General features: G+C 63.3%; 20 protein-coding genes. 8 read left to right on the forward strand and 12 right to left on the reverse strand.

Annotation, left to right across the window (positions count from 1 at the left end):
• Positions 1-172: 172 nt before the first annotated feature.
• Together C41B8_RS20550 and C41B8_RS17845 are read right to left on the reverse strand one after the other, a co-directional pair.
• A complete protein-coding gene (locus C41B8_RS20550; RefSeq protein WP_156962586.1) occupies positions 173-619 on the reverse strand; it encodes a hypothetical protein in 447 nt (148 codons plus the stop codon).
• A gap of 43 nt (positions 620-662) precedes the next feature.
• Positions 663-2,132 carry an MFS transporter gene (locus C41B8_RS17845; RefSeq protein WP_415752843.1) on the reverse strand — a complete coding sequence of 490 codons (1,470 nt, stop codon included), beginning with the start codon at positions 2,130-2,132 and terminating at the stop codon, positions 663-665.
• A gap of 306 nt (positions 2,133-2,438) precedes the next feature.
• Here C41B8_RS17845 and C41B8_RS19890 point away from each other — a divergent pair, with 306 nt between their 5' ends.
• The 4 genes from C41B8_RS19890 to C41B8_RS17870 all read left to right on the forward strand — a co-directional run bounded on the left by C41B8_RS19890 (position 2,439) and on the right by C41B8_RS17870 (position 6,697).
• Positions 2,439-3,968, forward strand: coding sequence for a sensor domain-containing diguanylate cyclase (locus tag C41B8_RS19890; protein ID WP_051883746.1), 1,530 nt, complete (start codon positions 2,439-2,441; stop codon positions 3,966-3,968).
• Positions 3,969-4,499, forward strand: coding sequence for a GNAT family N-acetyltransferase (locus C41B8_RS17860; RefSeq protein WP_198025282.1), 531 nt, complete (start codon positions 3,969-3,971; stop codon positions 4,497-4,499). It abuts the gene before it with no gap.
• A 244-nt stretch (positions 4,500-4,743) separates the two neighbouring features.
• Positions 4,744-6,189 (forward strand): DNA-3-methyladenine glycosylase 2, encoded by a 1,446-nt coding sequence (locus C41B8_RS17865; RefSeq protein ID WP_037341368.1) that lies wholly within the window; start codon positions 4,744-4,746, stop codon positions 6,187-6,189.
• Positions 6,190-6,193: 4 nt separating this feature from the next.
• On the forward strand, positions 6,194-6,697 hold the full coding sequence (locus C41B8_RS17870; protein WP_037341370.1) for a methylated-DNA--[protein]-cysteine S-methyltransferase: 504 nt from the start codon (positions 6,194-6,196) through the stop codon (positions 6,695-6,697).
• A gap of 158 nt (positions 6,698-6,855) precedes the next feature.
• Here the strand turns inward: C41B8_RS17870 and C41B8_RS17875 are convergent, their stop codons facing one another.
• The 6 genes from C41B8_RS17875 to C41B8_RS20555 form a co-directional block, all read right to left on the reverse strand.
• Positions 6,856-7,173: a DUF1244 domain-containing protein gene (locus C41B8_RS17875; protein WP_037341372.1), complete on the reverse strand. Its 318-nt coding sequence runs from the start codon at positions 7,171-7,173 to the stop codon at positions 6,856-6,858.
• Between the two features lie 73 nt (positions 7,174-7,246).
• Positions 7,247-8,128, reverse strand: coding sequence for a mechanosensitive ion channel family protein (locus C41B8_RS17880; protein ID WP_037341374.1), 882 nt, complete (start codon positions 8,126-8,128; stop codon positions 7,247-7,249).
• Positions 8,129-8,219: 91 nt separating this feature from the next.
• Positions 8,220-9,713 carry a DUF2252 domain-containing protein gene (locus tag C41B8_RS17885; protein ID WP_037341377.1) on the reverse strand — a complete coding sequence of 498 codons (1,494 nt, stop codon included), beginning with the start codon at positions 9,711-9,713 and terminating at the stop codon, positions 8,220-8,222.
• Positions 9,714-9,807: 94 nt separating this feature from the next.
• Positions 9,808-10,104 carry a DUF3144 domain-containing protein gene (locus tag C41B8_RS17890; RefSeq protein WP_037341399.1) on the reverse strand — a complete coding sequence of 99 codons (297 nt, stop codon included), beginning with the start codon at positions 10,102-10,104 and terminating at the stop codon, positions 9,808-9,810.
• 99 nt (positions 10,105-10,203) lie between these two features.
• On the reverse strand, positions 10,204-11,220 hold the full coding sequence (locus C41B8_RS17895) for a DUF72 domain-containing protein (protein WP_051883747.1): 1,017 nt from the start codon (positions 11,218-11,220) through the stop codon (positions 10,204-10,206).
• Between the two features lie 231 nt (positions 11,221-11,451).
• Positions 11,452-11,622, reverse strand: coding sequence for a hypothetical protein (locus C41B8_RS20555; RefSeq protein ID WP_156962587.1), 171 nt, complete (start codon positions 11,620-11,622; stop codon positions 11,452-11,454).
• Positions 11,623-11,964: 342 nt separating this feature from the next.
• On the opposite strand from C41B8_RS20555, the gene C41B8_RS17905 reads away from it, so the two are divergent.
• Both C41B8_RS17905 and C41B8_RS17910 read left to right on the forward strand, forming a co-directional pair.
• Positions 11,965-12,951, forward strand: a complete 987-nt coding sequence (locus C41B8_RS17905) for an LOG family protein (RefSeq protein WP_232226115.1) — start codon at positions 11,965-11,967, stop codon at positions 12,949-12,951.
• Positions 12,952-12,994: 43 nt separating this feature from the next.
• Positions 12,995-14,398 carry an MBL fold metallo-hydrolase RNA specificity domain-containing protein gene (locus tag C41B8_RS17910; RefSeq protein ID WP_037341382.1) on the forward strand — a complete coding sequence of 468 codons (1,404 nt, stop codon included), beginning with the start codon at positions 12,995-12,997 and terminating at the stop codon, positions 14,396-14,398.
• Between the two features lie 64 nt (positions 14,399-14,462).
• On the opposite strand, the gene C41B8_RS17915 is transcribed toward C41B8_RS17910, so the two are convergent.
• The 4 genes from C41B8_RS17915 to C41B8_RS17935 form a co-directional block, all read right to left on the reverse strand.
• The gene (locus C41B8_RS17915; protein WP_037341385.1) at positions 14,463-15,803 is read right to left on the reverse strand and encodes a sensor histidine kinase; all 1,341 of its coding nucleotides are present in this window, start codon (positions 15,801-15,803) and stop codon (positions 14,463-14,465) included.
• Positions 15,779-16,444 (reverse strand): response regulator, encoded by a 666-nt coding sequence (locus C41B8_RS17920; protein ID WP_037341387.1) that lies wholly within the window; start codon positions 16,442-16,444, stop codon positions 15,779-15,781. The genes C41B8_RS17915 and C41B8_RS17920 overlap by 25 nt, the downstream gene beginning before the upstream one ends.
• A 42-nt stretch (positions 16,445-16,486) precedes the next feature.
• Positions 16,487-17,227 (reverse strand): COG4705 family protein, encoded by a 741-nt coding sequence (locus tag C41B8_RS17925; protein ID WP_037341403.1) that lies wholly within the window; start codon positions 17,225-17,227, stop codon positions 16,487-16,489.
• Between the two features lie 591 nt (positions 17,228-17,818).
• Positions 17,819-18,256, reverse strand: a complete 438-nt coding sequence (locus tag C41B8_RS17935; protein ID WP_037341391.1) for a hypothetical protein — start codon at positions 18,254-18,256, stop codon at positions 17,819-17,821.
• A gap of 1,150 nt (positions 18,257-19,406) precedes the next feature.
• Between C41B8_RS17935 and C41B8_RS20745 the strand changes: the two genes are divergently transcribed.
• Together C41B8_RS20745 and C41B8_RS17945 are read left to right on the forward strand one after the other, a co-directional pair.
• Positions 19,407-19,925: a hypothetical protein gene (locus tag C41B8_RS20745; RefSeq protein ID WP_198025284.1), complete on the forward strand. Its 519-nt coding sequence runs from the start codon at positions 19,407-19,409 to the stop codon at positions 19,923-19,925.
• 281 nt (positions 19,926-20,206) lie between these two features.
• The gene (locus tag C41B8_RS17945; RefSeq protein WP_051883749.1) at positions 20,207-20,947 is read left to right on the forward strand and encodes a sigma-54-dependent transcriptional regulator; all 741 of its coding nucleotides are present in this window, start codon (positions 20,207-20,209) and stop codon (positions 20,945-20,947) included.
• Positions 20,948-20,986 lie beyond the last annotated feature (39 nt).

Raw genomic sequence — 20,986 nt, forward strand, 5'->3', positions numbered from 1 at the left:
AGCACCCATCAGCTTCAAGGCTTGCGGCTCGGATGAACAATCTACTGAGAGGTCACACCTAGGTCAGGACCGACCCGCCACACGTGGCCGTCGAGCCTATTCCAATAGCGCGACAGGGGCTGCGCTGGCCTGAGCGTGCACCGCCGTCCACGCTTCTTGTCGGAATAGGCTCTCAGTCGCCCCGACGCGTGCGCCAAAAGCGATGCGCGGAGTTGATGTACTGCAATAAACGGTCCGGACCCAGTTCAAAGTCGGACGGCAGGTCGATGCTCGCGATCGGCAACTCGGCTCGGCCGTCATGGCGGGACCGGAGCCGGATCACGACCCCACTGGCATGATGCAGGCTCAGCCCGTCGTCTCCAAAAGACCATTGATAGTGGAACGGGTCACTGAAGTCTCGATCTGGCATGGGAAGAAAAAAACAAGACAGGCTTCCCGGGCGCAGGCGTAAACGCGGTGGTATGCGAAGACGTCGCTCGTCGCCCGGTTTTTTACGCGGATCGCCGTAGGCGTTTTTTGAAGCCGCAAATTTTTGGCGAATGGCCGCGTGTATGCCATCCGGGACTTTACGTAAGCCTGAATGCCGGCCCCTGGACGCGAAAACAATATGACCGCTCATTGACGTGCCACCCACTGAGCTGCGACGGCCTATCTCAATGGCCTCAACCTGAGGTGGTCCGCGATTCGCGTCGATTCCTTGCCTCGTTCTCGCTATCCGCAAGCGCGCGCTCGGATGCCAGTGCGGTCGCGGTATCCCGCGGGTAGCTGCTATGCGCAAGCAGCAGAATGACGCCGGCAAGGGCGGGCAGAATCAAGAGCAGCAGGAAGGCATCATCGAGCCCCTGGGCCCCCTGTTCGATGGTATCGCTCGTCGGCCCGTAAGCGCCGCCACCGCCGCCGAACAGGGACGAAAAATATCCGAAAGCCAGGGGCGCCACTGCCTCGAACGCGTAGCGCAGCGTCGTTCGAATACTTTCGGCTCGCCCCCAGAGCCGGGACGGGATGATATCCAGCCGGGCCGCATCCAGTGGCGGATTACTGCCGCCGAGTGCGACGGCCGAGAGAAAGAGCATGGGGGCTGCAACCCACAGCATCTGACTCATCAATGCGGGCAACAGCACAGCAGCGGTCACCAGGAACGCGAGCCCGCCCACGACGATGCGCGCCGTAATCTTATCGCGCGCAATCAAGCGGTCGGCGAGTTGGCCGGTCACCAGAACGCCAAGAATCGATCCCAGGCCGAGACCTACGGTCGTCAGGCTGGCAACCGATTCGCTCAACCCGAAACGACCGCTCATGAACACCACGGCAAAGGTCCGTATGCCGGTAAAGTAGAAGTAGCCGAGGGCAGAGGCCACGATCAGCGCCACGTTAGTGCGAATCGTGAGCACATACGCCAGGGCTTTGCGTAACGGCATGTTGGCCGGATTTTCAGTCAACACCCGATCTTTGCGCGCCGGGATATCGAAGGCTTCGATTTCCTTGGCGAGCGCTTCGCGGTCGTCATCGGCGTGGGCCTGTTGTCGATCATGTCGATACGGCGGCAACAGGGCATGCCCGCCACGCATCGGCTCCGGTAGGCGCCAAGCAACGAGTCCGGCGAGAGTAAAACCGATCAGCCCAAGCGCCCAGAATGGCGCGCGCCAATCGACCGCCCCCGCGAGCAAGCCCGAGACCAGAAAACCGAACGCGGTCCCGAGCAATTCGCCGGCCAGCAGATAGCCCCAGATACGACCACGCTCGAAAGACGGAAACATATCGCCGGCCAGCGATGCGACCGCCGGGAAGGCGGTCGCCACGATCGCGCCGAGGCCGAGCCGCGACAGCAGTAGCCACGAAAACGAATGGGCAAACGCACTGACGACCATGGCAATCGACCACACCACGATGGCGCCCGTCAGCAAACGTTTACGATTGATCCGGTCGACCAGAATGCCCAGGGGCAGCGTGGCCAGTGCACCGACCCCGGTCGAGGCGGTCACGAGCAGTCCGATCTCGGTGTTTCCGATATGCAGAGCGCTTTCCAGGCTGGTCGCAATAGCGCCGATCGTGCATTTGTCGGCCCCGTCCAGGCCGAGTACCGCCGCGAGCAGCATGATTACTTCAATTCGACGCCAGCCCACGACACTCATCTTCTGACCCCGCCCACGGTCACGCGCCCGGTGTCGGGGCCCAAAAATCGAATCAGCGGTGCGCGGGCTGGACATGGCAGCGATTCCAGTCGGATAGCGGGTGTTTCGGAATCGGCTCAGGCTAGCGATGACCGGCAAAGGCGATAATCCGTAATCCTTCTTAAACCCGGCTCAGAGCGGCTTCACATGCCGGTCCGTCGCGCCGCAAAACCCCACCAGCTGGGCGCCGCGGCGCACAAGCGTTGGCGCCGCCGTGACGAACACCCTTTAAACTAGGGGAAAACACGTAGAGAGCACGACATCGCGATGGGTGGGCAAGCGACTGCCATTCGACAATCAGCCGACGAATCGATCGAACGTTTCGCACAACGTATCGCCAGCGCCGACGGGCTCGAGGCACTGTGTCGGCCCCTGCTCGATCTGTTGCAACGGATCAGCGGGCTCGATTCGGTCTATCTCACCGAGATCGACTGGCAGCAACACGAGGAACGCATACGCTTCGTACGCAACGAAGGCGAATGCAAGGTGACCGAAGGCCTGAGGCTGCCCTGGCGCGACACGCTTTGTCGGCGTGCGCTCGACGAGGACGTCCGCGTCGAGAGCAATGTGCCGCGCCGCTGGCCTCAGTCCGAGACCGCACGCGAGCTCGGCATCATGACCTATGTCAGCACGCCGGTTCGTATCCACGACCACGAGGTATTGGGTACGCTCTGTGGCATCAGCGCCCGTTCGCGCCACGTATCCAGCGAGGTGCTCGATCTGATGGACATGTTCGCACAGCTGATGGCGACCCAGATCGAGCGAGAGCGCGGTGCCGAAGCCGAGCGCGGCCGAGCCCAGGCCGCGGAACGCAGCGCGGCGCTGTTCGCCGCCTTATCCGAGATCGGACAGATCTGTTCCGGGGCGCGAGCGCTCGAACCCGCGCTGGTGGACTGCGCGCAGCGATTGCGTCAACTCGCGCCCGAAGCGCGGGTGGATGTCATCACACCGGCGAAAAGCGTCTCCGGCCCGGGCCGGGCGCTGTATGACTGGGCACGTCGATGTTGCCGATCGAACGCGATGACCGAAGGCGCTGGCTGGTGGCGACGCGGACAGAACGGGTGGGCGGAATGGGCGGCCGAAACCTTCATCGACGACCGATGGACGAACATCGGCCTGGCCTGCGCACTGCATGAGGGTGAATTTCATGGCGCGCTGTTAATCCGGCTCGAGGAGGCCCTGCCCAACCAGCACGCCATGCAGCAGGCCATTCAAAGCCTGGCCTTGCATCTATCCCTGCTGACCACGCGCGAGCGCCTTGAGTCCAATCTCCGCAGCGCCTACGAAGAACTTGAACGCCAAAGTCTTTGTGATCCGCTGACCGGCTTGTCCAATCGCCGAGGCTTCGAACGCGACGCGCGCCGTCTTGCGGCCAAAGTTCGTCGACGCGGCGGGCTCGCCTGCGTGATCTTCATCGATCTCGACGGCTTCAAGGCGCTCAACGATCGTCATGGACACGAACTCGGTGACCGTTTTCTCATCGAATTCGCTCGACGACTCGGCACCGCCACGCGCACCGACGAAACCTGTGCGCGCTACGGTGGCGACGAGTTCGTCATGCTGGCGCATCTCGATGCCGAGCGGCAGGCCGAATCGATGCGCACGCGCTTAGCCGCCTGCCTGGCCGGGCGCTACCGACTCGACGGCATCGACATCGACTACGCCGGGCCCAGTATCGGCATCGCCGTGCAAGACGATCATGATGAGCCCGTCGGCGATCTACTGGCCCGTGCCGACCGGGCGATGTACGAGCAAAAGCGCACGCGCAGACGGACCGGGGGCCCGCAACGATTCTGAATGGGCGACAATAGCGGGCCACCCGCTCTATTCCATCGCATGGCCCCCACCGCTAATCTTCGAATCGAACGTCTCACGCCGGACGCCGACATGGTGGACACCGTGGCCGACTGGACCCGGGCCGCCTGGGGCCATCTCAATCCCGAAATAACGCGCGCCGCCTGGCGTATCGAAACCTGCGACAACGCCGGGCCAGCAGGCGTGCCGTCGACTTTCGTCGCCTGGCTGGACGGTCGGCCCGTGGGCACCGCCAGTCTGGTCGCACACGACATGAAAACGCGGACCGATCTGACCCCCTGGCTGGCATCGGTTTATGTCGAACCGACAGCGCGTGGCCGCGGCGTTGCCTCCGCACTGGTTCGGCGCGTTGAAAACGAAGCGCGCAGCGCCGGGCTGGCGCACTTCTATCTCTACACGCCCGATCAGCAACGGCTCTACGCCAGACTGGGCTGGGAGCCGGTCGAACAAGCGGGCTATCTCGGGGAGCGAGTCACCATCATGAAGCGCCAGCTCGACGCGCGTTCGGCATAGACCACCACAGCGGCTGCGGATCACAGCGGTACCGCGGACCTTTTCACCCGGCACCAAACCAATCCGTGACGAGTCAATAACGCGCCTGTCAGACCGCGTGCTCCCCCGGTCCTGGGTCACGAAGCGGCTCGATACGGCGGACGACGCGTAGTGATTTGGATGTCGGTTTAATCGAAACGAACGCCACGGCTTCGATGTCCGAAAACGGCGAGATTTAATGCGCAGATCAACCTAGACTGCGTTCATGCACCTCAACGCCGACAGCTGCTATGCCGCCCTCGCCGCCCGGGACAACCGGTTCGACGGTGTATTCTTCGTGGGCGTGTCGACCACCGGCATCTATTGTCGGCCGATCTGTGCCGTGCGAATGCCCGGCCGTGATCGTTGTCGCTTCTTCGCCCGCGCGGCCGAGGCAGAGGCGGCCGGATTCCGTCCTTGCCTGCGGTGCCGGCCTGAACTCGCGCCCGGCAGCGCGCCGATGGATACCCGGCGCCAGATCGCCGATCTCGCCGTGATGCGAATCGAAGCCGGCGCGTTATCGGACACTACGGTCGAGGAACTGGCGGCGGAATTCGACCTCACGGGGCGTCAGCTGCGACGCATTGTGAAACAGCGTTACGGCGTCACCCCGATCGAACTCGCGCAGACCCGCCGGCTGCTGCTGGCCAAGCAGCTGCTCACCGACACCTCAATGCGAATCGCCGATATCGCCTTTGCCAGCGGGTTTTCGAGCGTGCGCCGCTTCAACACGCTGTTTCGCGCACGCTATCGCCTGAACCCGGGCCAGCTGCGCCGCGCCCGGCCCGATGCCGCGCCTGACGCCGCCGTGCTGCGGCTCGGTTACAGACCGCCGCTCGCATGGACGGCGTTGGCCGGGTTTCTGGCCGCGCGAGCGACGCCGCGAAGCGAGCAATTCGTCGATGGCAGCTATCGGCGAACGATCCGCGTGGGCGCGCGTACCGGCTGGATCGCCGCCCGTCCGGATCACGCGCGCGCGGAGCTCCGGGTCGATGTCGCCCCGGCCCTGCTCCCGGCGTGGCCCGAACTGCGCGTTCGGCTACGTCGTCTATTCGATCTGGACGCCAGCCCGCGGCAAATCGAGAGCCATCTCACGCAGGACGCCGAGCTCGCGGCCATCGCGACCGGCCCACGCGGACTGCGCATACCGGGCGCCCTCGACGGTTTCGACGTCGCGCTGCGCATCATCCTCGGCCAACAGATCAGCGTAGCGGCCGCATCCACGCTCTACGGTCGCTTCACCGAAACGTTTGGCGCGCCGGTCGACACGCCGTTCGAAGGCCTGACCCATCTGCCGGCGACGGCGGAGCGCATTGCGGCGGCCGACCCACAGGCGCTACATGATTGCGGTGTCACGCGGCGACGCGCGGCAACCCTTCAGGCTCTGGCCCAGGCCGTCGTCTCCGGCACGCTCGGCCTGAATCCGGATAGCGATCCAGCGAGCACACGTCACGATCTGGCAGCACTCCCCGGCATCGGGCCCTGGAGCCTCGAAACGATCGCCATGCGTGCGCTGGGTGACCCGGACGCACTACCCGCCAACGATCTGGTATTGCGGCGCGCGCTCGGCGTTGAACGCGCCCGCGAGGTCGAGAACAGAGCACAAGCCTGGCGGCCCTGGCGGGCCTATGCCGTCATGCAATTGTGGACTGCCGCGACGGCAGGAGGTTGATGACATGCCCACTTATGTTGCTTACATGCCCAGCCCGCTCGGCCCGCTCCGACTCGTCGGCGACGGCACCGTGCTGTTCTCTGTCACCATGACCGAACAACGCCACGCCGCCACCGGAAATGCCGGCTGGCATCGCGACGATTCGGCATTCGAGGCGGCTCGGCAACAGCTCGACGAATACTTTGCCGGCCAGCGCCAGACTTTCGATCTGGCGTTGGCGCCGAACGGCACCGCGTTCCAGCAGCGAGTGTGGGCCGCACTGGCCGACATCCCGTTCGGTCACACCGAAAATTACGGCGAACTCGCCCGTCGCATCGGCTCGCCCAGAGCAGCCCGCGCCGTTGGTCTGGCCAACGGGCGCAACCCGATTCCGATCATCGTGCCGTGTCACCGCGTGATTGGCGCCGATGGTTCGCTCACAGGCTATGGGGGCGGCATCGAACGCAAGCGCTGGCTGCTGCAGCACGAAGGCTTGCCGGTACCCGCCTCGCAGACGCGGCTTATCTGAACCCGCCGACGTCTCGCCCGATCGGGATCAGAACCACCGGTCTCGGGCGCGGCCGAGGTGCACGCCGAAAACAGGAGAGGCGTCCCGCGGGCCGCGACAGTTCGACCGCCGAGAGCGCGGTATGGCCGGCACGATTGAACGTCGGTTCGGTCGGCCTGTCAGTGGCCGCCACGGGTATCGGCGTGATCGGCGCTGGTTTCCTGGAAGCGTGCTTTCTGCTCGGCGCTGGCCTCTTGCTGATAGCGCGCCTTCCATTGCGCATACGGCATGCCGTAAACACGCTCGCGGGCCTGCTCGTAATCCATCGTCACGCCACGGCGCTCGGCTTCCGAGCGATACCATTTGGCCAGGCAGTTACGGCAAAAACCGGCCAAATTCATCAAATCGATGTTCTGTACATCGCTGCGCTTGTCCAGATGCGCGAGCAGATCGCGGAACGCCGCGGCTTCGACTTCGATACGGGTCTGTTCGTCCATGCCATACCTCGAAAGAATTGAAATAAAGCGGCCGCGGGTACGGCGGTACCCGCGCACGACGCCTGTCTAGTGCCTAGCGTTCGGGCGACACCGTGGACGCGCGCGCCGCGGCCGGGTCGCGATAACTGATCGTACGCTGTGGATACGGGATCTCGATGCCCTCGGCGTCGAAGCGTTGCTTGATGCGCTGACGCAGATCGCAGCTCATCACGAACCCGTCGTCGGCGTCTTTGGCCCACGGCCATACCTTGAGCACGACGGCCGACTCGCCCAACGCCGTGACCCGGGCAACCACGGCCGACTCGCCGGCTTCGATCTGGGCCGGCGTACGCGGGTCGATATGCAACGGGTGGCGCGCCACTTCGTCGACCATAATGGCCAGCGCGCTATCGATATCGCTGGCGTAACCGATGCCGAACTCGAGCGCCGTGCATACACGCGGATCGGTGCGGTGCGAGTTCACCACCGCATTGCTGCTCACCATGGCGTTGGGAATCACGATCCGGTTGTTGTCGGCATCGCGCAGCACGATCTCACGCAGGTTCATGTCTTCGACCGTGCCGGTCAGCCCATTCACGGTGATGCGGTCGCGCAACCGGAACGGCTTGAAGATCACGATCAGCACGCCGCTCATGACGTTGCTCAGGACCTGCTGCGAGGCGAGACCGGCGACCAGCGTGAGGACCCCGGCGCCGGCCAGCATCGAATGGCCCAATACGGCGAATTTTGGAATCTGGGCCAGCGCACAGCCCAAACCAACGACGTACACCGCACCGGAGATGATCCGCTTGGAAAACAGCAGACCGGTCGGATCGTAGTCGTCGTGCTGAGTGGCGAGGCGAATCGCCCGCGTGATCAACAGCCGCACCATGCCCGCCGCAACGATCGTGAGCAGCAGAATGACGGCCACGGCGATGAGCGTGCGGGCGTCGCCCGCTAGATGCGTAATGACCATGGTTCCGGTTCACCCCGAGCGCATACGCGAGCATGAAAACGAGCGCCGCGCCATCGAGAGCTGGGCATGCCCCAACGCCGGCTCGGCGCTGTCATTCATGCACGAAATCGAGATGCTCGAAAGCACCGAGTTCGTGGTCGGCCCGAAACATGTCATGGTCGCGCCGCAACCGGTCGGCTGCTTCCACGGCGAACTCGAGCATATCCGCAACAAACAGATCCGGCGGCCCCATCGCGCTGACGATCGCCGGCTCGATATCGTGGTCGATGTTGCCGGCCTCGTCGGACAGCGCATGCACACGAGCCAGCATGCGGCCACAGATATCGGCGTAGTCCTTCCAGTCGCTCTTCGACAGATCGTCGAGATCGATATCGTCGCGAAACGGCGCGCGCTCGCGCGACATATAGCTCTGGCCCTCGAACTCGATATGGCCGTAGAACACATCGCCCCGCACCAGCTGCACGGTCTGCGCATGGCTGATGCGCTCGCCGCGGCTGTCCATTTCATACACCGACGACGGCGCCAAACCGGCCAGCGCCGAGCGCCGGGCCTGCTTGTATTCGATAATCAGGTCGTCAGTGCCGTCGCCGGCCGCGCCCTCGACAAGCACGTAATAGCGATTGAGCCCGAGCGAGGCCGTGCCCTGGCCGCGGCGCAGGGCCACGTCCTTGACCCGCATGCGCCCGGCCCGCGCCGGCACCTCGATATGGTTCTCGGCCACGAGCCGGTCGGTGATTTCCTGAAATTCGTCGCGGCGCGACGAAATCGGCACCAGATCCTCGTTGGACTGAAAGCCGGTCTTCTGCTCATTGAGATAATCGTCGGCCAGCCATTCGGCGCGCGACTCGAAGGCATCGTCGATCAGGTCGGCCACCAGCTCCGGCGCGTTGTCGAAGCGCATTTCTTCGTCCTGCTCGGTGCCCTCCTTCGCCAGTCGCTGCATATCCTCGACATAGCCGCGCACGAAGCGCCGAGCGATCTTGATCTGCTGCTTGCGCTTCAATTCGCCCTCGACTTCGGCGGCGATGATGAAGCCCACCGCGCCGCGCTTGAGATCCCACGTGAACGGCGCGTAATACGCCTCGTCGAAATCGTTGACGCTGAAGATCGGCACGTTGTTGACGTTGGGCATTACCCCGAAATTCTCGGGGTGAACATCGCCGAGCGTAAGCACGGTCGGCATCCAGGCATCGTCGCCCGCCATGTCGCGATAGAACAACAGCGCGGTGCCACGAAAGAACGAATACAGCGAATCGGCGAGCTCGTCGAACTTCATCTTGGCATCGTCGGATTGTTCGGCGATGCGTGTTTCGTGATCCTCGCGCAGCGTCTGGCGTACATGCCGACGCCGATCGTGCCCGGTGAGCACCCGCGGCTGCAGCACGAACTCGCCCGCCGCGACCGCTTCGGCCAGCCGACTGAACGCCTCCATTCGAGTCGCCACCCGCGGTCGCTCGGGCGTGGGCTGGTGGCGTTCGAGCGCCGCCGCCAGTTCGTCCTTACTCATCGACGATCGTCCGGGGATGTCCAGCTCTTGAGCGCGTTGATAAAGCGCCTGGCGGGTCTGGGGTTGCGCTTCGGTCATAAGAACACCGTGATGTGGATACCGATCGACATGATGTCGGCCATGATCGCAATGCCGTCATCATGCCTGATCGATGATCACCGCGAACCGGGCGTCACTCGGAGCCGCGCCCGGTATAGCGATCGAAATGCTTCAGGCACTCGTCGAAATGATCTTCGAACATCTTGCGATATTGCGATGTGAAGTAGTTCACCGCGTTTTCGCGCTCGGCTTTCATCTGCTCGGCGTCTTCGGCCGTCGCCGCCACCTGGAACGCGTTAAAACGCGCGGTGGCATACATCACCGACGCGCTCACCTGCCCTGTCGGCGCCTCGTTGGCCTGGCGATTCAGCAGATCGATCACCGCGTCGGCACGCGCGCGAAATTCCGGGGAAAGGCCTTGTTGACTCATGCGTTCATCCGGTTGCATCCATTATCGAGCGCGCAGGATAGCGAATTCGCGACGGGCGATCCCATGCCCCGATGTGGCGCTCACCGATCGACACCGCACTCACGACCGGCGTACCGCCGCGACCGCTTCGGCCAGCGCGCGTACCGATTCCGGCGAACTGCCTTCGGCCTTGTTGTTGATCGTCACGTAAGCGGGCTGGCCGGCGCCGACCGTGCCGGCAATCACGCGCGCCAGCGCTGCTCGCGTGTCCGGATCCGGATCGACCAACTTGTCGAACGGCGCATAATCCTCGCGCGCCTTCTCGTAGCCGAACGCCCCGTGCTTGAGGTTCAGATTCCATCGACATACCAACGGGCCCGGCCACAGCGCGCGCAGAATCGGCAGCTGCGCCGCGATCGGCGGCATTTTCGGATGCAGGCCCAGGCAATACGTCGCGCCGCTGTCCTTCAGCGCGGCCACGAATGCCGGGGTCAGCCATTCCGGGTTGCGCACTTCCACCGCGACGACCGCGTCTGTATTGGCGGCTGCCGCCCGCAAGACACCATGTAACCGAGCGATCAGGCGGTCGATTTCGCCGAGCCAACGCGCCGGCAACGGGCTGATCTGGAATACCAGCGCACCGAGTTTTGGCCCCAGCCCCTGACTCGCCGGCGCGACGAACTCCCGCTGCGCCAGATCCGCATCCAGAAACCCGGCATTAGCCGTGCGCCCCTTGCCGCCGGATTCGCGAACCAGAGCATCCGTGACCAAGGCCGGTGCCTTGACCACGAAACGAAATGTCTCCGGCACTTGTCGGGCGTAGCCCGCGTACTGCGCCGCGCTCAGCGGTCGATAGAACGCTCGATCCAGGCTCACGGCCCAGAACAACGGATGCTGCGCATAAGCGGCCAACCCGTCGCGCGACAGCTGCTTTTCGCTATATATCCGGTCCCACACCAGACCGGCCCAGCCAGGGAAATGCCAGGACGAGGTTCCCATATGCAGGCCGTCCGGCAGGCCGGAGGCCAACTGCTGAAGCGCCGCGCTCGGACGGGCGGCCTGCACCCCCGATCCCGGTGGCGGTTCGTCGTCGAACAGGGAACCGCTATGCGGCAAAGCGTCGGAATCGGAAGCCATTGCGAATCGGTCCTACGGAGCAAGACGCGATTTTCGCCGATAACAGTCATTCGGCGCAGCCGAGCGGCGCGGTGTTACGGCACGTACCAGTGGTCCGGAGTCCGGTCGCATACGGCCCGGGTCGGGCCGGCATAAACGCGCCGGCCCGCCACCATGCGCGCGACCCCGCCGAACGCTGAGCCTCGCTTATCGCGCGCGCCTTGTCACACGAAGCACCCCGGGGTCCGGCTGTTACTGAACCGATTCAAGGGCCCCAGCCGACGCCGCGCCGCTCGTCGGCTGAACGGCCCAGGTATTCGCTGCCTCGCGCAATCGCCGTCGGCGGGCCTCCAGCTCGAGCTTGGCTTGTTGCAACTGACGCCCCTGCCAGCCCGGCACCGGGGCATTGCGATCTTGAGCCATGGTCGTGACCTCCCGCGCTGCGATACCTGCGATTGGATCAGCACGTTCCGTGCCAGCACGGGTGTCCTGGCGTGCCCGCCGACGCTCGTCAATATTCGGATCGTCCATGCGGTCATATCGACCACGCCGGGCGATTCTGTAACAACGGCATATCCGACGGCAGAAAAGTCTGTTTTCCGGCCCCGGAAACGATCGAGCCACTACGCCAACGAAATCGGCGGGTTGTTTACCTGGATCAAATAGCGTCGCAGCGTCGGCAGGTTTAATAGGACTAGTCCGGTACCCAACCAACCGTTCCGACCGGCGTGGGTGTCGGCAAAAGCGACGGTTCAAGGAGCGCTTGTGTCCCGTTATTCCCCGCCGTTGGAAGCATGCCCGCGCCGGCAAGAGCCGAACCCGGTGCATCCGTATCGTCGCGACGAACCCCTGCCCTGGCAGCAGCCCAAACCACGCGAGCAGGATGCCGACGCGCCGGAGCGCGTACAGGCGATATTGTCGAGCGACAGCTATCGCCAGGCCGATGAGGACACCGCCTTTCTCCGGCGATTCGATACCCGTGGCGTGCGGCTGCAGATCGATTATCTCAAGCCGGAGCAGCTGCTTGAGGAGCACGGCATCGAGCACACGATTGTCGTATTCGGCAGCACGCGTATCCCCGAGCCCTCAGCGGCGCGCCAGAACGTACAACGCCTGCAGGCCGCGCTGGCCGCCGACCCCGGCAACGTGCACCTGCAGCAGCATCTGGCAATCGCCGAGCGAGTCGCCGCCAAAAGCCACTACTACGACATCGCCCGCGCATTCGGGCAGCGCGTCGCGGCGGCACTGGCCGACCGGCCCGATTGTCGCGCAGTCGTGATGACCGGGGGCGGGCCCGGGATCATGGAGGCGGCCAACCGGGGCGCGTTCGATGCCGGCGCGAAAACCGTCGGTCTGAATATCACCCTGCCCCACGAACAGTATCCGAACCCCTACATCACGCCGGAGCTGTGTTTTCGCTTCCATTATTTCGCGCTGCGCAAACTGCATTTCCTGCTGCGGGCCCGCGCGCTGGTCGCCTTCCCCGGCGGCTACGGCACGTTCGACGAATTGTTCGAAACCCTCACCCTGGTACAAACGCGCAAGATCAAGCCGCTGCCGATCGTGCTGGTTGGGCGCGAGTACTGGGAGCGAGCCGTCGATATCGATTTCATGATCGCGGAGGGGGTGATCGATATCGAGGACGGTGAGCTGTTCTGGTTCGCCGAGACGGCCGAGGAAATCTGGGACGGCATCCAGCGCTGGTATGCCGCCTGCGGCGAGCCGTTGTTCACCTCCGGCACGTTCGACTGAGCGGCCTGTTTATGCGACCACGACAACGATAAAAGGAATCTCGATGAAACTGTCGTTTCACGGTGCCGATCGCGGCGTCACCGGCTCGTGTCATCTGCTCGAATGTGCGGGCAAGCGCATCCTCATTGACTGCGGCCTTTATCAGGGCAGCCACGAGCTGGACAAGGAAAATGCCGCGCCCTTCGGTTTCGACCCGGCCGGCATCGACGTTCTGTTGCTGACCCATGCCCACCTCGACCACTGCGGCCGCATTCCCCTGTTGGCCGGCCGAGGATTCAAGGGCGAAATCGTCACCACCGCTGCGTCCCGCGAACTGGCCCGGCTGGTCATGCTCGACGCCGCGCATTTACAAGAAGAAGACGCGGAACGCCGGCAGCGTCGAGCCAACCGGCGCGGGCAAAGCGCCCGCCGGAATCACGATGGCGATGGCCCGCTCTATACCGTGCTCGACGCGCTCAATAGCCTCGAATTCTTCGGCCGGACGGCAGTCTATAGCGAGCCCCTGGAGCTGGCACCCGGCATTCGGGCGACCTTCTTCGACGCCGGGCACATCCTCGGATCGGCCAGCATCCTGCTCGAACTGACCGAGGGCGCACACCATCGCCGCGTGCTGTTTTCCGGCGACATTGGCAACGCTGGCCGTCCGATCCTGCGTGATCCGGTCGTCCCCGGCGATATCGACGTAGTCATCATGGAAAGCACCTACGGCGACCGCCGTCATAAGGCCATGGCACCCACGCTCGACGAGTTTTATGCCGCGATCCACGACACCTTCCGGCGAGGCGGCAATGTCATCATCCCCACCTTCGCCCTCGAACGCGCCCAGGAACTGCTCTATTTCCTGCGCGAGGGCGTAGCGAACGGCCAGCTGGAAGGCGCGACCCAGGTGTTCCTCGATTCCCCCATGGCGATCTCGGCCACACGCATCTTCCAACACCATCCCGAATGTTACGACGCCGATGCCGCCGCGCTGTTCGAACGCGGGCATGACCCGTTCGACCTGCCGGGCCTGCACTTCACGCGCGAAAGCTCGGAATCAATCGCGCTCAATCGCATCGGCGGCGGCGCCGTCATCATGGCCGGCTCGGGGATGTGTACCGGCGGGCGCATCCGCCACCATCTCAAACATCATCTATGGCGCGAGAACTGCAGCATCGTCTTCGTGGGCTTCGCCGCCCACGGCACGCTGGCGCGACAAATCATCGACGGCGCGCCCCGCGTCCGCATCTTCGGCGAACAGATTCCCGTGCGGGCGCAGATCCACACGATCAACGGCTTCTCGGCGCATGCCGACCAACCGGAACTGCTGGCCTGGCACGCACGCACCGGTCGCCCCGAGCGTACGATCCTCGTCCACGGCGACGAAGACGTCATGCAGCACTTGGCGACGATGCTTTGCGACACGCAGATCGAAATGCCCGAATTCGGACAGACCATGGAACTGTAATGCCGTCCGGGCCGTCGGTCGTGCACAGCCGGACGAGCGACTGCAATGCATGTCGCTGGATATTTCAGGCGCGCGCCGCCGGCAATATGACCGTCACCCGCAGCCCGCAGGCAAACAAGGCCGCATCGGCCAGCTCGACGTGCCCGTTCATCTGTTCTACCAAGGTCCGTACGATCGAAAGCCCAAGCCCCGAGCCCACGACCTCGGTGCCCAGGCCCCGATAAAACGGCTCGAACACGCGCTCACGTTCGGCGGGATCGAGCCCGGGTCCGTTGTCCTCGACCGTGATGGCCACGCCGCGCGTGGTTTGTACCGCCCGAAGATCGATCACGCCGGCGGGTGACGTGTAGTGCACGGCGTTGGCGATCAGATTGCGAAGTACGGTCGTCAGCTCGACCTCGGCGGCCCGGACGTGGATATCATCGCCGCTTACGCCGATGTCGATCTGTTTGTCTTCGACCAGCGGCATCAACTCCGCCAGTACGCGACGGAACAGGTCGTGCACGGAAACGACGGACGTCGGCATCGCGGGCATGCTTTGCGCCCTTGCGTAGCTCAATAACTGATCGAGCATGAGCCGGTTGCGGTCGATGCCCTGGCGAAGCGTGCGTACCCGTGTTCGCGCATCATCGGACATGGCCGCCCCGCCCAGGCGCTCGGCCTGTAACGAGAGCGCGGTCAACGGCGAGCGCAGCTCGTGCGCGGCCGCTGCGATGAATCGCTGCTGCATCGTCATCGCGTCGGCCACGCGCCCCAGCAGCCGGTTGATAGCGGCCACGAACGGGCGAATTTCCTCGGGCAGCCCGTCCAGGGACACGGCCTGCAGATCGCGCTCGCTACGCCGATCGACCGCTGCGGCCGCCACCATGACGGGCGCGAAAACCCGTCGTACCAACGCGGTCACCGCCAGCAACAACAACGGCACCAGCACCAGAAACGGCAGCAGTCCGAGAAGCGCGCTATAGCCCGCGGTTTCGTCGCGAATCGCGGTCTGCTGGGCGACCGCAATCCGTTGTTTCGAGTTGAGCGCGGTCACGAATATCCGATAGGTATCGCCGTCCATCACCCGCGTTTGCAACCCGTCGGTCAGATTCGGCGGGAACCCGGTGCGAGAGGCCGTTTGCGATGCCGCACCAGGGGGCGGCAATAACGCCACGCGCAGCCGCGCTTCGGGATCGATCGGGGTGTCGCCGGACGGCTGCGTGTTCGGCGCTGGCAGGTGCTGCGCATCGAACAACGCCGCCGTCTGGCGCAGCATATCGTCCTGGACCTGGTTGGCCTCGGTGTAGGTCAAGACAAACGACAGCACGCCACCGACCACCGCCACGCCAACGATGATCACCAGCAGCCAGAACGAGAGCCGGAGACGAAGCGAGTCGTTCAATCGCGCGCGGAAACCATCCATCCGACGCCCCTGACATTCTTGATATGGCCTGTGCCCAGTTTCTTGCGCAACGCATGCAACAGGAATTCTATGGCGTTACTTTCCACTTCCTCGCCCCACCCGTAAACGTGCGCTTCGAGCTGCGCCCGCGACAAAATCGTACCGGGCCGGGCCATCAGTGCTTCGAGCAGCGCGAATTCCCGCCGCGACAGGCGCACTTTGGCCTCCTCGCCAACGCTTACAACGCGTGTCGCCGGATCCAGCGTCAATGTCGCACTGCGCAGCACCAGATCGGGCGTAACACTCGGACGCCTCAGTACGGCCCGCATGCGGGCGAGCAACTCGCTCATCGCGAACGGTTTGGTGAGGTAGTCGTCAGCACCGCCATCGAGACCGCGAATACGATCGTCGACCGCGTCGCGAGCCGTCAGGATCAGAACCGGCACGTTGTGACCGGCGCCGCGGATATCCGCGAGAACCGCTAAGCCATCCCGGCGCGGCAAGCCCAGATCGAGCAAAATCAACGCGTAGGATTCGGATTCAGCGGCAAGCGCGGCCAGGGCACCATCGCGTATCCAGTCCACCGCGTATGCGGCGTCCTTGAGCGATGCTTCCACCGCCGCGCCGATCATCGGGTCATCTTCGATCAGCAGGACACGCATATCGATACCGGCTCTGCCCAGCCTCGGTCCGATCGCCTGGCTTTAAGCCAAGCGACGCGAGGCGGACCACGGCCGGCTGGCGACCAGCATCAGCGCGCCCATCAACGCCACGGCCACGGCGGAGGCTTGCAAGCGCCCCAACTCGAGCCCGCCCTGATGCACCGACTTGGTCAGAAAATCGCCGAATGTGGCACCAAATGGCCGTGTAAAGATGAATGCGACCCAGAACAGCACGATCCCGTTGACCCGCGTTGCGTAGTGCAACGCCAGAACGACCCCGATCACGCCGGCCGTCACGAGCGCCCCTTGAATATAGCTCAGGCCCACGACATCGACCAATGCATCGCCGAATGCCGTACCGAGACTGTTCGAGAATATGACGGCAATCCAGAACATGATTTCCGTATCGGTGCGAACGATACGGCTGATACTCAGATCACGTTTACGGTAATACCAGACCGCGAGCGTGGCGAGCAGCCCCGAAACCAGGATCACCGAACCCCAGACATAACCGAGCCCCAGGGTACGGTCCATCATGTCCGATATCTCCGTGCCCATGGTGGTCGTGGCGACAACCGCGAGCCAGAACAGCGACATGCGATATTGCCGCGCACCGATCTGCGCGAACAGCACCGCAATTAGAAAGACCGCCGTAATAATCAACCCGGTCACATACCCCAGGCCGAGCGTCATGGATAAGGCATCGCCGGCAGTTTCACCCAACGTCGTGGCGATGATCTTCAATACCCAGAATAGCAGTGTGACCTCGGCGACTTTGGTCAAGGTGCCGGCCGTATCGGCTTTATTCATCGACAAATGGTTCACGATTCAACCTCCATAGACGGTTAAACGACTCGTAAAAATCGGGATAGAGCGCGCCCCGCGTGCGGCGGCCGTGCCGGATATTTCTTGTACCCGGCCGGCTTGAAGCCTCGCTCGACGGCTCGTGGCCGACGGCCCACGATCGGCAGCGGCGATCAAGCCTCAGTGGCTGATTCATCCGTGGCACGACATACGGTGGGCGCGCTCGTTGTACCGGAGGAGGACAACACGCTCGGGTTAGCCGGCGACGGCATGGGGCTGCGACTCCAGCCATCGCAACTGCCGCTGGCCGCGGCCATGATGCAGACCGTCAGCATGGTCGTTCTCCTTCGTCGGGCCGACTGTATCGGCGGTATGACAAAGGCTAGCCGGCCACACTTAGCACAGACTTAGGCCCGGCGATTCACGGGAGAAGGCGGAGCAATAGAGCCGACGGACAGCCCATCGAGAAACGGGGAAGCAGAATCAAGCGCCGGAAGCGAACATCTGCTGAGCGCGGCAAGAGATCGACGCCGCGCGGCCAGGCCGTTGCGCCCGGCCGAATGCCCGCAATTACGAGTACATCGAAAAACGACTCATCGGGTCGCCGTCGCTCAAGCGTCCGGACGAGCCGTCGGCTTGGCACCATGGGCATTCGCCGGCGGCCGTTTCCCAGCGCTCGCCGATCCAGTCGCAATCCAGGCAGAACAGCATGTCATCGTCGGCTTTATGCGACGCTCCGACGAGGTTGCCGGAAACGACCGCGTGCCGGGCATACTGATTCACCAATACCAGCGCGCGTTGGCGTGCCACATCGCCTACGCTGGGGCGAAGCATTTCAATGGCGCGCGCCAATGGGCGATGCGACCCGAGCTGGCCTGTGCGCTCCAGCGTATCGTAGTCGGCACAGCAGGATTGCAGTTCGCGCTGGATGAGTTCCACGGCTTGTTGCTGCTCCGTTGGCAGGGTCAAATCACGGCCACCGGGATGAAAATTGTTACCAGCGGTCACGATGAGGGCTCGAATTCAGGCACCGCAGCCACTTCGGCTCCGTGCACGGACGGCCACAGTATGCACTCTTTTTCGCCGTCACCGCTGTTGAACATACAGTCCACCGCCCTGGCTGGATTGATGCGCGTTAGGTTCTTCGCGCCGACAAGGCCCGGCCCAACGTCATTATCAACAGATTAAACGAACATCGTTAGAAAAGTATCAGCAGATGGGATAGCACCCCGATATTCGATTATAAGCGAACCGTCGGTCACGGCCGGATCACAAGGTATGTCTCGAACCCCGGGCGTTTCCGATCGCCTACTGCCGGCGCCCCGATAAACGGACACACGGCTGCAAGCGCCTTGAGCGTCGAATGAAAAACACACCCATGCCCACCCGCCGCTCGAATCATTGATTGCGGGCCCGAACCCGCCGCGGGTCGCAATAATATATCCCACTACGCGCTGTTTACCCATTCCCGGCTAGACATCCGCGCATTTTTAAATCGTGCCGCTGTCTTGAATGGCGGCCACTGCTGCCTCGGGCATTCAAGAGATACGGCGATCGGCGATAAGCGCACGACGCCCGATGGCCCCGAGCCGTCTTCACGTGCCGGTCACGTGGTCTCGGTCGGCAGAGTACGCGTAAGCCCCATGAGTCGTTGCGTTCCTCGGCTTGACTTGCACTGGCGTTGGCCGCCCGAGCCGGCCATCGTGCGGCGCCGTTAGGAGCCGCGCCGTGTTTGGGCATCTGATGCGCGACGGTTATGGCTCGATCGCCTCCATACTCGGTTTGCCGTCATGAGATCGAGTCCCGCCACTCAGTTGGCAGCCCCGCTCACCTCACCGAAATTGGCGCCGACCGCCTCGTCGCCCGCGACTTAGACTTTATCGCCAACCCGGCCTACAAGGGCTGAACCCGGTCAATCAGCGTTTTTTCAAAACTAGGGCCGAGAAAACACATCAAGGTAGAGCAAAGTCATCCGAGTTGACATTGATCAACACCGCGCCATCGCACGCCGATTGAAATAGAACTCTTCTTATGAAGTCCGTGGTCCGCGCGCTTTGATCATCTGGGAAAAGCACGTCGGTCCGGCGGTTTCGAGCCGCGTACACAGTACCGGCTCGAACGATGTAACGACACCGTAAATGATGAAGAGGTTGAGATCATGACGCGGCAACGAAAATCGAGATACCCGCTTGTACGCACCAGCCTGATCAGTCTGGCCCTCGCACTTGCTGTCGGCGCTGCACCTATAGCGATGGCCGGTGGCGGTGGAGGCTCCGGTGGCGGCGGAGGTTCTGGCGGCGGGGGTGGCTCGGGTGGCGGATCGGGCGGAGGCGGATCAGGTGGCGGTGGCGGCGGCTCCGGGGCCGGATCTGGAGCCGGCGGCGGCAGCGGCTCGACCGCCGGGCACGCGGGCATGCCGGGCAACAACGCACCGGGCATGCAGAACTCGATGCAAATGCAACAGCAGACACGAACTCGCGAGCAGACGCAGGATCGGATGCAAACCCAGGACCGCGACCAGCTCAGAGACCATGATCGGATGAAGACTCGCGACCAACTGAAGACCCGGGACCGGCTCCAGGATCAGGATCGCCTCAAGGATCAAGATCGACTCAAGGATCAAGATCGGCTCAAAGATCAGGATCGCACCCGTACTAAAGACAGCACTTCACAATAGACGACCTAATCGAAACCGACAGAACCTAACGTCTGTCGGTTTCGTTTGTAGCTAAATGCATCACTGATGCCGGCCGATTATTGAGATTTGTCAATAAACGACAGGCCGATCTCGCCTAGACTGATTTGACGGAGTTGCCGAAGGCGCCGCTACGCGGCGTTCACACCAAGAAACGATCGATATCGGCCGCTCCGAGCAGGTCCGGCCGGGATTGGGCGACACAGCACAAGTCGACAGCCAGGATCAGAAGATCTCGCGCGCATTTGGGCGCAGGAAGGCGTATGGAGGGGAAGCGCTTGCTGCTGGATGTTCGGCCCGAGTCCACTGCGCCCTTGTCTTCGTTCAGCGATCTCGATGCCGAATGGGAGATCCATACCTGCGATGGCATCGACGGGGTCAGGGCGCTTGCAAACGATCGAAGCTATCCGGTCGGCGTGATCGACCTGAGTCATCGATGCCTGGCTGCGCCGGGCATCGAGGAACTGCTGCTGGCCACACCGCGAACGCGCTGGATCGCACTGCTCAAAGCTGGGGCACTCGAAGACGGCGTGCTCCGCCGCCTCATCCGTGATCTCTTTCACGATTTTCATACGCTGCCCGTGGATGTCGGCCGGCTGCGCATGGCACTGGGGCACGCTCACGGCATGGGCACGCTGGATGGTAGCGATTGTGAATACGACGGCGATTTCGACATGGTGGGCCAAAGCGCGCCCATGCGTGAACTCTACCGCGCGATCGAAAAGGCGGCCCGAGCCGAGGCGCCCGTTCTGATTCACGGCGAAAGCGGCACGGGCAAAGAACTTGTCGCGCGCGCCATCCATACTCATTCGGCGCGTCGCTATGCGCCTTTCATCGCCGTAAACTGCGGCGCCCTGCCCGCCAACCTGATTCAATCGGAACTGTTCGGCCACGAGCGCGGCTCGTTCACCGGCGCCCATCGCCGGATGATCGGCAAAATCGAAGCGGCCGCGCCGGGCACTATTTTATTGGATGAAATCGGCTATGTCACCGTTAATTCGTGATAAAATATAACACATTGATATCACGATGATTGTTCTTGA

The sequence above is a fragment of the Salinisphaera hydrothermalis C41B8 genome, from assembly GCF_000732535.1.
GTDB lineage: Bacteria > Pseudomonadota > Gammaproteobacteria > Nevskiales > Salinisphaeraceae > Salinisphaera > Salinisphaera hydrothermalis.

Bases quoted from the DNA above. Each gene is read 5' to 3' on its own strand.
- C41B8_RS20550 (WP_156962586.1), bottom strand. From the start codon at position 619: ATGAGCGGTCATATTGTTTTCGCGTCCAGGGGCCGGCATTCAGGCTTA.
- C41B8_RS17845 (WP_415752843.1), bottom strand. From the start codon at position 2,132: ATGAGTGTCGTGGGCTGGCGTCGAATTGAAGTAATCATGCTGCTCGCG.
- C41B8_RS19890 (WP_051883746.1), top strand. From the start codon at position 2,439: ATGGGTGGGCAAGCGACTGCCATTCGACAATCAGCCGACGAATCGATC.
- C41B8_RS17860 (WP_198025282.1), top strand. From the start codon at position 3,969: ATGGGCGACAATAGCGGGCCACCCGCTCTATTCCATCGCATGGCCCCC.
- C41B8_RS17865 (WP_037341368.1), top strand. From the start codon at position 4,744: ATGCACCTCAACGCCGACAGCTGCTATGCCGCCCTCGCCGCCCGGGAC.
- C41B8_RS17870 (WP_037341370.1), top strand. From the start codon at position 6,194: ATGCCCACTTATGTTGCTTACATGCCCAGCCCGCTCGGCCCGCTCCGA.
- C41B8_RS17875 (WP_037341372.1), bottom strand. From the start codon at position 7,173: ATGGACGAACAGACCCGTATCGAAGTCGAAGCCGCGGCGTTCCGCGAT.
- C41B8_RS17880 (WP_037341374.1), bottom strand. From the start codon at position 8,128: ATGGTCATTACGCATCTAGCGGGCGACGCCCGCACGCTCATCGCCGTG.
- C41B8_RS17885 (WP_037341377.1), bottom strand. From the start codon at position 9,713: ATGACCGAAGCGCAACCCCAGACCCGCCAGGCGCTTTATCAACGCGCT.
- C41B8_RS17890 (WP_037341399.1), bottom strand. From the start codon at position 10,104: ATGAGTCAACAAGGCCTTTCCCCGGAATTTCGCGCGCGTGCCGACGCG.
- C41B8_RS17895 (WP_051883747.1), bottom strand. From the start codon at position 11,220: ATGGCTTCCGATTCCGACGCTTTGCCGCATAGCGGTTCCCTGTTCGAC.
- C41B8_RS20555 (WP_156962587.1), bottom strand. From the start codon at position 11,622: ATGGCTCAAGATCGCAATGCCCCGGTGCCGGGCTGGCAGGGGCGTCAG.
- C41B8_RS17910 (WP_037341382.1), top strand. From the start codon at position 12,995: ATGAAACTGTCGTTTCACGGTGCCGATCGCGGCGTCACCGGCTCGTGT.
- C41B8_RS17915 (WP_037341385.1), bottom strand. From the start codon at position 15,803: ATGGATGGTTTCCGCGCGCGATTGAACGACTCGCTTCGTCTCCGGCTC.
- C41B8_RS17920 (WP_037341387.1), bottom strand. From the start codon at position 16,444: ATGCGTGTCCTGCTGATCGAAGATGACCCGATGATCGGCGCGGCGGTG.
- C41B8_RS20745 (WP_198025284.1), top strand. From the start codon at position 19,407: ATGACGCGGCAACGAAAATCGAGATACCCGCTTGTACGCACCAGCCTG.
- C41B8_RS17945 (WP_051883749.1), top strand. From the start codon at position 20,207: ATGGAGGGGAAGCGCTTGCTGCTGGATGTTCGGCCCGAGTCCACTGCG.